This is a genomic window from Granulicella arctica (assembly GCF_025685605.1).
Taxonomy (GTDB): domain Bacteria; phylum Acidobacteriota; class Terriglobia; order Terriglobales; family Acidobacteriaceae; genus Edaphobacter; species Edaphobacter arcticus.
Genome location: NZ_JAGTUT010000001.1, coordinates 4484373 through 4497703, shown reverse-complemented (window position 1 = coordinate 4497703; position 13331 = coordinate 4484373). Strand labels below are relative to the sequence as shown.

Annotated in this window: 10 protein-coding genes; 3 read left to right on the top strand and 7 right to left on the bottom strand. The window is 59.7% G+C overall.

Going from position 1 to position 13331, the window contains the following annotated elements; all coding sequences use genetic code 11:
- Position 1 precedes the first annotated feature (1 nt).
- On the bottom strand, positions 2-526 hold the full coding sequence (locus tag OHL20_RS18990) for a GNAT family N-acetyltransferase (protein ID WP_263384729.1): 525 nt from the start codon (positions 524-526) through the stop codon (positions 2-4).
- Between the two features lie 83 nt (positions 527-609).
- Between OHL20_RS18990 and OHL20_RS18985 the strand changes: the two genes are divergently transcribed.
- The gene (locus OHL20_RS18985) at positions 610-1533 is read left to right on the top strand and encodes a LysR substrate-binding domain-containing protein (protein WP_263384728.1); all 924 of its coding nucleotides are present in this window, start codon (positions 610-612) and stop codon (positions 1531-1533) included.
- A 98-nt stretch (positions 1534-1631) separates the two neighbouring features.
- Here the strand turns inward: OHL20_RS18985 and OHL20_RS18980 are convergent, their stop codons facing one another.
- The 6 genes from OHL20_RS18980 to OHL20_RS18955 all read right to left on the bottom strand — a co-directional run bounded on the left by OHL20_RS18980 (position 1632) and on the right by OHL20_RS18955 (position 11216).
- Positions 1632-2684 carry a type II CAAX endopeptidase family protein gene (locus tag OHL20_RS18980; protein WP_263384727.1) on the bottom strand — a complete coding sequence of 351 codons (1053 nt, stop codon included), beginning with the start codon at positions 2682-2684 and terminating at the stop codon, positions 1632-1634.
- A gap of 23 nt (positions 2685-2707) precedes the next feature.
- Positions 2708-3550 carry an acetyl-CoA carboxylase carboxyltransferase subunit alpha gene (locus OHL20_RS18975; RefSeq protein WP_263384726.1) on the bottom strand — a complete coding sequence of 281 codons (843 nt, stop codon included), beginning with the start codon at positions 3548-3550 and terminating at the stop codon, positions 2708-2710.
- A 75-nt stretch (positions 3551-3625) separates the two neighbouring features.
- Positions 3626-5278 carry a tannase/feruloyl esterase family alpha/beta hydrolase gene (locus OHL20_RS18970; protein WP_263384725.1) on the bottom strand — a complete coding sequence of 551 codons (1653 nt, stop codon included), beginning with the start codon at positions 5276-5278 and terminating at the stop codon, positions 3626-3628.
- Positions 5279-5559: 281 nt separating this feature from the next.
- Entirely contained in the window at positions 5560-9105 is a 3546-nt protein-coding gene (gene dnaE, locus OHL20_RS18965) for a DNA polymerase III subunit alpha (RefSeq protein WP_263384724.1), read from the bottom strand.
- A gap of 62 nt (positions 9106-9167) precedes the next feature.
- Positions 9168-10655 carry a SulP family inorganic anion transporter gene (locus tag OHL20_RS18960; RefSeq protein ID WP_263384723.1) on the bottom strand — a complete coding sequence of 496 codons (1488 nt, stop codon included), beginning with the start codon at positions 10653-10655 and terminating at the stop codon, positions 9168-9170.
- A 96-nt stretch (positions 10656-10751) separates the two neighbouring features.
- Positions 10752-11216, bottom strand: coding sequence for an SRPBCC domain-containing protein (locus OHL20_RS18955; protein ID WP_263384722.1), 465 nt, complete (start codon positions 11214-11216; stop codon positions 10752-10754).
- Between the two features lie 179 nt (positions 11217-11395).
- Here OHL20_RS18955 and OHL20_RS18950 point away from each other — a divergent pair, with 179 nt between their 5' ends.
- On the top strand, positions 11396-11971 hold the full coding sequence (locus OHL20_RS18950) for an elongation factor P (RefSeq protein ID WP_263384721.1): 576 nt from the start codon (positions 11396-11398) through the stop codon (positions 11969-11971).
- A 107-nt stretch (positions 11972-12078) separates the two neighbouring features.
- The gene (locus tag OHL20_RS18945; RefSeq protein WP_263384720.1) at positions 12079-13287 is read left to right on the top strand and encodes an efflux RND transporter periplasmic adaptor subunit; all 1209 of its coding nucleotides are present in this window, start codon (positions 12079-12081) and stop codon (positions 13285-13287) included.
- The last annotated feature ends 44 nt before the right edge of the window (positions 13288-13331 follow it).

Below are 13331 nucleotides of genomic sequence, written 5' to 3'. Positions count from 1 at the left end.
TCTACAGCGGCATCTCCATAAACACATCAGCCCGCCCATAGGCCATCGGCGGCAACGAAGCAACCGGCACATGCCGAAAACCAACCGACTCATACAGGTGAACCGCATTTGCCAGCTTCGTATTACTCCCCAGAAACAGGGATCGCACCCCCATCGCCTTTGCCTGAGCAATCGCATACTCGATCAGCCGCCGGCCGATTCCCAGCCCGCGCAGCCTCGGCGACACCGCCATCTTCGATAGCTCATACACCCCATCGTTCATCGGGATCAGCGCCACACACCCCACTGCCTCAGCATCCGCATACACCATAAAGACCTGCCCACCCTTGCCCAGGATCAGGCTTTCAGGGTCACCCAGCGTCTCAACGTCCCTCGCTTCCAGCGTAAAGAAACGCGTAATCCACTCCTCGTTCAAAGTCCGAAAGCTCCGAAACCCCGCAGCATCCTCCCCCGCAACCAGGGCGCGAATCTCGATCACCGGCACCACGCCATCAGCCTCTGGATACTTCACCGCATTGCTCGACATATCGCTCAACCTCTACAAAGAGTGTGCCAGCGCCACTTCATGACGTCCAATATCTTGTTCCATGCAATCATGACTTCAAACCTATGGATCAGGATGTAGAGCTTCGCCACCTCCGTTACTTTGTCGCCGTCGCCGAAGAACTGCACTTCGGCCGTGCCGCCGAGCGCCTGCATCTCTCGCAACCGCCGCTCTCGCAGCAGATCCGTAGCCTCGAATCCATCCTCGGCTACACCCTCTTCATCCGCACCTCGCGCTCCGTCAAGCTCACCGCCGCCGGTGAAGCCTACCTCGAACGCGCACGCCGCACCCTCCGCAATGTTCAGCGCGACATCGAAGAGACCCGCAGCATTGGTCAGGGAGAGGTCGGCTCGCTCCACATCGGCTTCGTCGGCTCCGCAGTTCTCACAACGCTTCCCGCAATCTTCCGCGCCTATCGCAACGCCTATCCCCGCGTCCATCTCCACCTTCACGAGTCGTTCACCGCAGATGTCATGCAGGGCCTTGAAAACCGAACCCTCGACGCCGGAATCCTTCGCGATGGCGACGCCGTCAAGACGCTCCACGTCACCACCCTCTTCTCCGAGCCCTACGTAGCCGTCCTCCCAACCTCGCACCCCTGCGCCCACCAGAAGACCATCTCACCCGGCTCACTACGCGACGACCCCTTCGTCTACTACCCCCGAACCGCCGGCGCACGGGCCTTCGAAAAACCCCTCACCCTCTTCGAGGAGCACGGCTTCCGCCCCCGCATCGTCCAGGAAGCCTCCCACTGGCTCACCATCCTCAGCCTCGTCGGAGCTGGTCTCGGCGTCTCGGTTGCCCCCGCATGTGTCGAACGCATCGCCGTCCCCGGAGTCGTCTGCATCCCCTTTCGCAGCGCAAAAATCGTCAGCAATATTGAACTGGCCAGAACAGTCGGCGATACCCGCCCCATCGTCGAGCACTTCGCCCAAATCGCCACCAGCGCCCCAAGGCTCAGGCGTCCAAAACCATTCCCGCAAACTTGACAAACACAAGCCTCCGCAGCCCCCCGCCTCACGCTGCACAGGTCCGCACACCGCACCGATGCGCGGACCTAAAACCTCTGTTTTGAATACTTTCGTACTTAGGGGCGGGGGGGAGGGGGTGGGTAGCCATCCACCGAAATAGCTTCCGAAGTAGTGGGCAGTATCTGCACCAGCGAAGGAGCCCTCGCAGCCGCATCACGCTCCATCGCCACATGCTCCGCAGGCGAATCAGGATTCACCTCATAACCCGCAGCAACCAGCTCAGGCCGCGTGTAATCCCACGCGTAATCATCCGTAGTCTTCACCAAAATAACGATCGCTACAAGCACTACAACAGCCGTAAACAGAGCGCCTTCCGGGCCGAAATCATCGCCAGTCAGCCACGCCGAGCCGATCGCCCGCGTCTGCACCACAGAAGAAAACGTGCTCACACCGCGAACCGGAAGCCCAAAGATCAGCGCCAGGCTGCCGCTCCATGCAAAGTGCAATCCCCACGGAAGCCAAAGCCCGTGCGTTCGCAGCCACGCAACCGACAGCAGAACGCTCCCAATCATCGTCACCAGGATGCTGATACCCGTTGAGTCCGGGCTGATTCCATGCGCGATACCCAGCAGAATTGCCATCAGCGCTGTAGCCCAACCAGCACCAACAGCCTCGATCAGCCGTCGAAACGCAAACCCACGCAGCGCAACCTCGAGAGCCAGCGTCGAAAAAAGCAGTGCCGCAACATGCCAGCCGAGCAAGCCAAACGCCCGATGATCCGTCCAGAACCGCACATGCAACGCCCGCGCCAGCGCCATTGGCAGCACTGAAGCCACCGCGATTCCCCAGCCAATCGCCGCACCAAGCAGCCATTCGCGCCCCGAAGTCAGACGCTTCGGCAGACCAAGCGCACTCCGCAACGTCACGCGACCGATGCGCGACATCGACGCCAACAACGTAAAACCTACAAGGAGCAGGAAGATAAGGAACAGCCCCGACAGCAAAGGTCGAGCATCCTCGATATCGAAGCGATTCGTCAGCCCTCGCGCAGCGCGCCCTGCAAGCGCTTCAGAGAGCGTGAACCACAGCAGCGACGCAATAAACAGCGCGAACTGGAGCGATCGCCGCAGTTTGCGATTCGGCGTACTCGTTGAAGCGAATTGCGGCAATGAGGCGAACTCCCTGTTGCTGCTTAGGCAGTCGTATAGAACTGCGCCATGTTCCGAAACTTCTCATACCGGCGATCCAGCATCACCTCGACCGGCAAACCGCGCAGGTCGCCAAGATGATGTCGCAACCGCTGATCGACCAGCGCCATCGCCGCCGCAGGATCAGCCTGTGTTCCACCCTCAGGCTCAGGAATCACGTCATCCGCGCAGCCCAGCGCCTTCGCATCCTTCGCCGTGTACTTCAGCGCCGCTGCAGCCTGCTGCTTCTTGGTCGCGTCCTTCCACATGATCGACGCGCAACCTTCCGGCGAAATCACCGAGTAGATCGCATTCTCGAGCATCAGCACACGGTCAGCCACAGCCAGCGCCAAAGCACCGCCCGAACCGCCTTCACCCGTAATCGTCGCGATCGTAGGAACCCGCAGTCGCGACATCTCCAACAGGTTTCGCGCAATCGCCTCGCCCTGACCGCGTTCTTCCGCGCCGATCCCGGGATTCGCTCCCGCAAGATCCAGAAACGTAAACACTGGCCGTCCAAACTTCTCGGCCAGCTTCATCGCCCGCAGGCTCTTCCGATAGCCCTCAGGATCAGGACTGCCGAACTTCCGCGCCACGCGCTCCTTCAGCGTCCGTCCCTTCAGGTTCCCGATCGCCAGCACCGGCTCGCCATGGAATAGAGCCATCCCGCAGGTCATCGCCGAGTCGTCGCCATAAGCACGGTCGCCGTGAATCTCGCTGAAGTCGGTAAACAGTCCGTTGATGAAGTCCATCGGATGTGGGCGCTGAGCGTTACGCGCGAGCTCCGTTTTGATCCATGCTTCTGGAACAGGTGCCTGAATCGTTCTGCTGCTCTCTAGGTCGGCCATGCAGTCCTCAGTCTAGTGGTACGCACGCGCAGACGCAATGTACCCCCCGCGATCGACGGCGACTCAATCGATCCCTTACCGTATCGCTGAACCAGAAGGCGGCATACGAGGAGGAATAGCGACATTCGGCGCCTGTGTGCAAGCGAAGTTTGCCGCATCATTCGTGCTGCCGCTACCGCGATACGCCGCGATCTGCGGATAAGGACACAGCGGACGCGTCATCGCACTTGCACCTCCAGCCACCGCAGCAGTGTATTGCGAGGCGATGATCGCCTCAGGCGCCTTTCCCGTCTTCACCCACTCATCCATCGCCAGGTTCACATCATGGTGCGCATCATCGGTGCCTTCACCGTCGAACCAGCCAAGTTGGCCGAAGTAGGTCGGCCCAGAGCCGCCAATGCAATGCTGCATTCCCGGAACCATATACAGCCGCATGGACGTATTCCCCTCGCCCTTCGTAGCAGCAGACACACTATTGAAGTAGCTGATCGAACTGAGCGGCGAGACCGCCGGGTCGTTCCAGCCGTGATACATAATGAGCTTTCCGCCACGCTTGAAGAACGGCGTCAATACCGGATTCGTCGCATCGACGGCAACAGACGTCACAGCATTTGCCTGCTGGTAAGCCTCATCCGAAGTGACAGAGTCTCCCGTCCACAAAGCATTGTCATAAACCATATTGGCGAAGTAACCCTGCTCGTACATCGTCATGCCGGGGATTGGCAGTTGCCCACCACCCGTGATCCACGTCGCCCAGCCACCCGCACCAAGCTCCCCTCCCGGAAGATATCCAGGAAAGATAACCTCGTTGTCGCGTGTGTGCGAACCAGCGTAGAGTGCCTTCAGATAAGCCACCTGCACAGGCAGCAGGCAGGAGTTATTCGCTCCAGCCGTCCCCTGCTTGTCCTTACAGGTCAGAACCTCGGGATCGAAGAAACATTGCCGCGCATCTCCAATGATTCCATCGCGCACACCGTCCAAAGCATCGCAGGCAGCCAGAACCGCCGAACTGATCGTTGCAAGCTGCGCTGTTGAAATTGAGCTAAGCGGGTTCAGTTTCCGCTGCTTCTCATTGTTGAACGCATTGGTCATCAAACCAGTCCAGTCATACGCCGGATCACCGGCAACGATCCCGTCATAGTCCGCGGGATAGCGCTGTGCTTCCATCAACGCCTCTCTTCCGCCGTCCGAACAGGATGAGAAGAAGGAGTGCGCTGCGGGCGCGCCATAAAACCCACGCACAATCTGGTGCGAAGCCTCGGTCATCAGGTGGACCGCGCGATAGCCGAAATCAATCACCTTCTGAGGATGTTCCAGCGCCCAGCCGCCGCTAAGAGCAGCATCGGTGTGGCCAGCGTCCGTGGCTGCGGCCGCATAGCCCTGCATCAGCGCCTCGGACAACGCAAGGTAGTCGATCGACCCGGCAAAACCCGCATTGCCCGCACCGCGAAAGCTGCCATTCCAGCTCTCCGGTAACCAGAGTTCCATCTCGATATTGGAGTCGGATGTCGGCGTCATCTGGACGGTCACTCTGCAAAACGCCGGTAACGAGGCACTCCCCACCCCTGCCGGAAGATCGGACGTGTCGCCCGCCTCAATCGATTGCGCCCCGAGTACCTTCCCGCCAGCCAGCTGAAAATCCTTGATTGCGGTGCACGCCCCTGGCGCTGTGCGAGTCGATGAGGAAGCCCACGCAGCCCGCAGCGGCGAAGAACTGTTGATCAGCAAGATGGAGGCAACCGACACGAATAGCGTACATGTAGACAAAACAGAGGTTCGAAACCGGAAATGTGGTTGAGACATAGTTACATTAGTAACAAAACTAAAGTAACACGTCTATGCGCTGGATTCATATCGGCACATTTTCTTTATTCGTCAAAGTAATGGGTATCCGCAATAAATACCGCAAAGTGAGCCTTATTCCTCCACGCCCCAGCTCAACGCTGCAAGGCAGCCTGATTACTCAAGTAACTAGATCGGGTAATTTCTTCCCACCTGCGCTTGGGGCACTAGTCCAGAACGCGTACTCCACCAATTCCCACCAACTCCTCGACGTTATCGATAAACAGCCGATCCGCAGCGACCCGCACGTCATGCGGCTCCAGCACGGCGCAAAACTCGCCCGGCTCCTCGAGATCCAGCAGCAGCTTCCCATTCCCTGGAGCTCCCCTCAGGATCGCCAGCAGCTTCTCAAGCAGCGCCGTATCCGGACTATGCAGCGGCACCTTGATCCGCAGTGAGTCCGGCAGCTTGATCTTCACATCTTCAAGCGCCTGGATCGAGGACACCGCCAGCTTCGGGGCCGAATCCTCCTCACCCCGCAGCACCCCCCGCACCAGCACCGGCACCGAGATCTTCAGCTTCTCCGCCAGCTTCTCATAGCTCTGCGGAAACGCGATCAGTTCGATTTTCCCGACCGTATCCTCAAGCGCCGCCTGCGCATACATCTCGCCCGACCGCTTCGACTTCGCCACCTTAAGCTGTGTAATCACGCCCGCAATCTGGATCTCGTTCTGCGGCTCCTCGCTGCGCCCACGCTTGAACACCTGCGGCTCCGGCTTCATCTCGCAAGCAGTCGCCGTGTCGACGACCTTCAGGTTCCGCAGCTTCTCCCGGTACTTATCCATCGGATGCCCGGACACGAAGAAGCCCAGCACATCCTTCTCGTTCTGTAGCCGCGTGTGCTCATCCCACTCCGGCACCTTCGGCAGCGCATCTTCACTCGCTGCAACATTCACCGGCCCATCGTCAAAGATCCCGAACAGCCCATGCTGCCCTGACTCCTCATCCCTCTGCGCCTTCTGGGCCCGCTCCATCGCCTTGTCGAGCGCCGCCGTCACCTGCGCACGCCCGCCGAAGCAATCCATCGCACCAGCCTTGATCAGCGACTCAAGCACTCGCTTGTTCAGCAGCCGCAGGTCCACCTTCTCGCAGAACTCCCACACGTTCGCGAACCCCGCCTTACCCTCTGCCTGCAGCGCCGTACGAGCCGCGATGATGGAGTCAATCGCATTATGTCCAACGTTCTTAATGGCCGCCAGTCCAAACCCAATCGCCGCACCAGCCTCAGTCTTCACCGGGGTAAAGTTCGCATCGGATACCTGCACATTCGGCGGCACCACCGGAATGTTGATCTCGCGGCACTCCGAGATGTACTTCACCACATTCTCCGGCTTCGACGTTTCGCTCGTCAGCAGCGCAGCCATAAACTCCACCGGATAGTGGGTCTTCAGCCACGCCGTGTGATACGCCAGCAGCGCATACGCCGCCGAGTGCGACTTATTAAATCCATATTCCGCGAACTTCGCCATCAGGTCGAAGATGTTCCCCGCGATTTCCTTCGGGTGCTTGAGCGAGGCAGCGCCGGCCATGAACTGCACCTTCTGCTTCGTCATCTCCGCAACGTCTTTCTTACCCATCGCCCGTCGCAACATATCGGCCTGACTAAGCGAGAAACCCGCAAGCCGATTGGAGATCTGCATCACCTGTTCCTGGTACAACATCACGCCCAGGGTCTCCTGCAAAATGGGTTCCAGCTCCGGCAATTCGTACGAAACCTCGCGCCGCCCCCACTTGCGTTCGATGAACTCATCGACCATCCCGCCCTGGATCGGACCCGGTCGATACAGCGCATTCAAAGCCGTCAGATCCGCGACTGTATTTGGCTTGTACCGCCGCAACACATCCCGCATCCCGCCCGATTCAAACTGGAACACGCCCGACGTCAGCGCCCGGTGAAACACCTGCTCATACACGTGCGTATCATCCAGATCGATCGTCGCCATATCGACCTCAATCCCGGTCGTCTGCTTGATCAGCTTCAGCGCATCGTCGATCACCGTCAGCGTCGTCAGCCCGAGGAAGTCCATCTTCAACAGGCCCATCTTTTCGATGGCGCCCATGTCATAGGCCGTCACAATCGAGTCGTCCTTCGCCCGCGTCACTGGCACCAATTCCGTCAACGGCTTCGGCGCAATCACCACGCCCGCAGCATGAACACCTGCTCCCCGCACCAGCCCTTCAAGCCTTAGCGCTGCGTCGATCAGCTCCTTGATCTTCGGATCGCTGTCGTAAGCCTGCCCCAGCGTAGGCGACTCCGTCATCGCCCGCCCAATCGTGATCCCGATCGTCGGCGGAATCATCTTCGCGATCCGGTCGACCTCACCATACGGCATGTCGAGCGCACGTCCAACGTCCTTGATCGCCGCCTTCGCCGCCATCGTGTTGAACGTAATAATCTGCGCCACCTGGTCGCGCCCATACTTGCGATTGACGTACTCGATCACCTCGCCGCGCCGGTTCATGCAGAAGTCGATATCGATATCTGGCATCGAAATTCTCTCCGGATTCAGGAACCGCTCGAACAGCAACTCGTTCTGCAGCGGATCGATATCCGTAATCTCCATGCAGTACGCCACCAGCGATCCCGCTGCCGATCCACGCCCCGGTCCCACCGGAATATGCTGCTCCCGCGCATACTTGATAAAGTCCCACACGATCATGAAGTAGCCCGGAAACTTCATGGCCTTAATGCAATCAAGCTCGCGATCCAGCCGAGCATGGTAGTCGGGAATCGTCTTCTTCAACTGACCGCGCCCACGCAGATGAGCCACCGCCGTATTCAGCCGCTTCTCCAACCCCTCCCGGCATACCTGCTCGAAGAACGTATCGAGCGTCTCGCCCACCGGCACCGGAAAGTCCGGAAACGGATTGTCCACCTTCGTCATCTTCAGGTTGCAGCGATCGACAAACTGCATCGTCCGATTGCACACCTCAGGGTTCTGCGCGAACGTCCGATGCATCTCCTCTGCCGACTTCAGGTAGAACTCCTGCGTGTCGAACTTGAACCGCTTCGGGTCATTCATGCTCCCCGCCGTCTGCACACACAGCAGGATCTCGTGCGCCCGCGAGTCGTCCTCCGCCACATAGTGCGCATCGTTCGTCGCGATCAGCGGGATGCCCAACTCCCGCTCCATCTTGAATAACGCATGGCACACCGCCTTGTCCGGCTCCAGCCCATGGTCCTGAATTTCGAGAAAGAAGTTACCCTTCCCAAATATCTCTTCGAACCGACCCGCAGCACCCTTTGCCTCGTCGTACTTCCCGGCCATCAGGTGCTGATTCACCTCACCCGCCAGGCACCCCGAGAAGCCGATCAGCCCCTCCGTATGCTTCGCCAGAAAGTCCTTCGAGACCCGCGGCTTCCGGTAGAACCCATGCAGCGCCGCCTCACTCGTCAGCCGGACAAGGTTCCGATAGCCAGCCTCGTTCTCCGCCAGCACCAGCAGGTGGTTGTACTTGTCGCCCTCAGGCGCAGCGCGATGGTCATCGTTCTTGCAGATATAAAGCTCACAGCCAAGAATCGGCTTGAGCCCCTTCTTCTTCATCGCGTCGAAGAAGTGCACCGCCCCATAGATATTCCCATGGTCCGTCATCGCGGCAGCCGTGTGGCCCATGCCGCTCAGGTGCGCCGCAAGCTTATCCACGTCGCAGGCCCCATCGAGGAGCGAATAGTCAGTATGAAGATGGAGGTGGGTAAACTCTGCAGCAGCCATACCCCCATTCTAGGCGTTCCAGCCGGCGCTATAATCTGAGGAAAAGCCGTCCCAATCCAACCTTAGACCGTCTCGTAATCCTCAACAGCAAGCAGGCTCACTCTGCCGTCCTTGCGTCGTAGCAGCTTGTCACAATGCTCGCTCAAGCCTCGAAGATGCAAGAGCTTGCCTTGGGCTCGGTAGCGCTCCGTCAGGGCTTCAATAGCCTCCAACGCTGAGGAATCCATGATCCGCGCTTCATCGAACTCCAGGTAGACCTCAGCCGGATCATTCTTCGGATGAAAGAACCGGGTGAACTGCGCAGCCGATGCAAAAAAGAGACTACCTCGTAGCCGGTAAGTCGTCCGACCGGGCACAGCCACAATCTGCACCTCAAGCTGCTGCGCATGATCCCACGCAAACACAAGCGCCGCGATCACGATGCCCGCGACCACCGCAACCGCAAGGTTCGTGAACACCGTCACAACGGTCACAGTCAGCATCACCAGCGTGTCGTGCTTCGGCACTCTCGCCATCCCGCGAAGGCTCTTCCAGTTGAACGTCTCCGCCGCCACCACAAACATCACCCCAACCAGCGCCGCCAGCGGAATGCGTTCGATCAGCCGCGAGCCCACAAGGATGAAGGACAGCAGAAATCCACCCGCAGCGATTCCGGACAGACGTCGCCGCCCACCCGCGTTTAGGTTGATCATGCTCTGCCCAATCATCGCGCAGCCGCCCATGCCGCCGAACAGCGCGCCAACAAAGTTCCCCACACCCTGCGCCATGGACTCACGATTCGGCCTGCCTCGCGTATCCGTCATCTCATCGATCAGGTTCAACGTCAGCAGCGTCTCCACCAGCCCAATCGTCGCGAGGATCAGCGCATAGGGCACGATGATCCGCAACGTCTCCAGCGTGTACGGAACTTCGGGAAGATGGAAATGCGGGAGCGTCCCATGGATCGACGCGAGATCGCCCACCGTACGCGTCTTGATCCCCAACGCAAAAGCAAGGCCACTCACCGCCAGGATGCCTGCCAGCGCAGAAGGAAAGGCCTTCGTCACCTTCGGCAGAAGAACAGTCACAGCGATCGTCAACGCTATAAGCCCCAGCATCACCAGCAGTTTGCCTGGAGCCATCAGCCCACGACGTCCATCGGCCGCTCGTACATAAAAGTGCTGCACCTGCGCCGACGCGATCACAATCGCCAACCCATTCACAAAGCCCAGCATCACCGCATGCGGCACCATGCGAATCAGCTTGCCGAGCCGGAACCACGCAAATGCCATCTGCAGAATGCCCGTAAGCACGATCGTGGCGAAAAGATATTGCACGCCATGCTGCACCACCAGCCCAGCAGACACCACCGCCATCGACCCCGCCGCGCCAGAGATCATCCCCGGCCGACCACCCCAGATTGCCGCCACCAGGCAGATGATGAATGCTGCATATAAGCCCGTCAGCGGATTGACATGCGCCACCAGCGCGAACCCGACAACCTCCGGCACCAGCGAAAGCGCGGCCGTCAGCCCTGCCAGCAACTCCGACTTAACATCATGTACATCCACAGCATGGCCCGCTTCCAAGTTGACTTTGGTGCATCTTCCATCTTCTGCGAATCGTCCCGAATGTCCTAATCGGTTCTGCTTGCAAGTAAACCCGCGTTACGGCTTCTGCTCTGCCGCAAGCTTCAATGAAGCCAGCCACGCCCGGTCCGCCGCCTCCAGCTTTGCCGACGGATACATCTTCGCCATCAACAAGCCATCCATCGACTCACGCATCACCACCAGCGTCTGGTCTCCCGGCAACGCCTTCAACTCCCACACATGGACAGCCTTCGCCGTCATCGCCGTTCCCGTCCAGCTCAGCCGCCGCTCCGGTTCGAAGAGTTGCACCTGCGAGTGGATCGTCGTCCCTCCGGCGACCCACGTAAAGCCGGTCCCACGCTGCAGCGGGCCCGCCACCGAGACGCTGTCAATCCCCTGCTGCCACTTCGGCCACGAAGACGCATCCACCAGCAGCGCCCACACCTTGGCAGGAGGCGCAATAATCCGGACCTCCAGCCGAGTCGTCACCGGAGCCTCCTCATGGATCGAACCTTTAGCAGCCAGTCGGCTCAGCGTAGCCATTGAATCCCCACACCCACTTGCAACGATCGCGCTACCTACAACCAACGCCACACTCAGCACTATCCGCAAGCACCCACCTCGTCTCTCTAATAAACTCATCGCAAGCCAGTCCCCTTATACTTGAACGAACGCAGAACCCAGGTCGCCCGCATACATTCCGCACCTGCTTAAAAGGACCCATGGCCGCACTCATCGAAGCAATCCACATCAAGCGCAAGTCAGTATTCGAGCTCGAAGACGTTCCCTACACCTGCCTCGACGCCGAAATCACCACCCCCACTGCGCGCGGCGGCCAGACCCTCGTCCGCCTCAAGATGCGCAACCTCCTCACCTCCGCCGTCTTCGAAAAGACCTTCAAGGCTGGCGACAAGTTCAAGGAGCCCGATCTCAACTTCGTCGACGCCTCCTACCTCTACTCCGACGGCGAAGGCTCCCACTTCCTCGATCAGGACTCCTTCGAGACCCTCACCCTCACCGGCGACATGGTCGGCAACGCCCTCGACTACCTCATCGAAGGCGCCCTCCTCCAGCTCTACATGTACAACGGCAACCCCATCGGCCTGCAGCTCCCCATCTTCGTCGAACTCGACGTCACCTACGCCGAGCCCGGCCTGCGCGGCGACTCCTCCAGCGGCAGCGGCACCAAGATGGCTCGCCTCGAGACCGGCCTCGAACTCCGCGTCCCCCTTTTCATCAAGGAAGGCGAGAAGATCAAAGTCTCCACCGAGAACCGCGACTTCGCCGGTCGAGCCTGATCCCCAATAAATTTCATCATCCACGGAACCAATCTCTTCACCACTCCGTAACCTAACTCCGAGACGATCCGGAAATCATCCCGTCTCAATCTCGGAGGATCTGTCTCGTGACCACGCAGCGTAAAGGCAAACGTAATCTCTGGCTCTGGATTGGCCTCGTTGTAGTCGCTCTCGCCGTCGTCGGCGGGGTTGTCTACGCAGCCACCTCCAGCAGCACCAAAATAGAAGCCTCCCAGCTCGCCAAGGCGGAAAAGGGGGACATCGCCCGCTCCGTCGTCGCCACCGGCAAGGTCCAGCCCATCACCAAGGTCGAGGTCAAATCCAAGGCCTCTGGCATCCTTACCAATCTCAACGTGGACATCAACGACCAGGTCCACCGCGGTCAGCAGATCGCCCAGCTCGATCAGGTCGAAATTCTCGCTCAGGTCGACGCCCAGAAGGCCTCCCTCAACGCAGCCCAGTCCAACGCCGCCGCAGCCGCCTCCGCCATCGAATTTGACAAGGTAGCCGCCGAAGCGCCCGACCTCCCCATGTACAAGAACACCTACAATCGCGCCCTCGAAATGGCGAAGGACGGCGTCGTCTCCAAACAGGCTCTCGACGACGCCCAGCAGAAGTACCTCTTCGCCGCCAACACCCGCGACAAGGCCGTAGCCCAGATCACCGTAGACAACTCCAAGCTTCGCCAGGCCCTCGCCCAGGTCTCGCAGGCCAAGGCCTCCCTCAAGCAGCTTGAAGAGCAGCTCTCCTACACCGTCATCCAGTCCCCAATGGACGGCGTCATCCTCTCCCGCGACGTAGAAAAGGGCGACGCCGTCAGCTCCATCCTCGTCCTCGGCTCGACCGCAACCCTCGTCATGACCATCGGCGACGTCCACCAGGTCTACGTCCAGGGCAAGGTCGACGAGTCCGATATCGGCAAGGTCTACCTCGGCCAGCCCGCCCGCATCAAGGTTGAATCCTTCAAGGACAAGACCTTCTTCGGCAAGGTCACCCGCATCGCCCCCCTCGGCGTCGAGAAGGATAACGTCACCACCTTCGAAGTCCGTGTCTCCATCGACAACCCCGGCGGCGAGCTCAAGGCCAACATGACCGCCAACGCCGAGATCATCCTCGACGAGCACAAAAACGTCCTCACCGTCCCCGAGCAGGCCGTCCTCTACGACAAAGATCGCAACGCCTCCGTAGAAGTCCCCGACACCAAACAGAAGACCGGCCGCCGCAAGGTCTCCATCAAGTCCGGCATCTCCAACGGCACCAAAACTGAAATCCTCGCCGGCCTCAACCCCGGCGACACCGTAATTCTCCAGCAATAGATAAGCGCACTTCAGGTGGAAGCACAGAGCTTCAGCCCTGTGAC

Bases quoted from the DNA above. Each gene is read 5' to 3' on its own strand.
- OHL20_RS18990 (WP_263384729.1), bottom strand. From the start codon at position 526: ATGTCGAGCAATGCGGTGAAGTATCCAGAGGCTGATGGCGTGGTGCCG.
- OHL20_RS18985 (WP_263384728.1), top strand. From the start codon at position 610: ATGGATCAGGATGTAGAGCTTCGCCACCTCCGTTACTTTGTCGCCGTC.
- OHL20_RS18975 (WP_263384726.1), bottom strand. From the start codon at position 3,550: ATGGCCGACCTAGAGAGCAGCAGAACGATTCAGGCACCTGTTCCAGAA.
- dnaE (WP_263384724.1), bottom strand. From the start codon at position 9,105: ATGGCTGCTGCAGAGTTTACCCACCTCCATCTTCATACTGACTATTCG.
- OHL20_RS18955 (WP_263384722.1), bottom strand. From the start codon at position 11,216: ATGGCTACGCTGAGCCGACTGGCTGCTAAAGGTTCGATCCATGAGGAG.
- OHL20_RS18950 (WP_263384721.1), top strand. From the start codon at position 11,396: ATGGCCGCACTCATCGAAGCAATCCACATCAAGCGCAAGTCAGTATTC.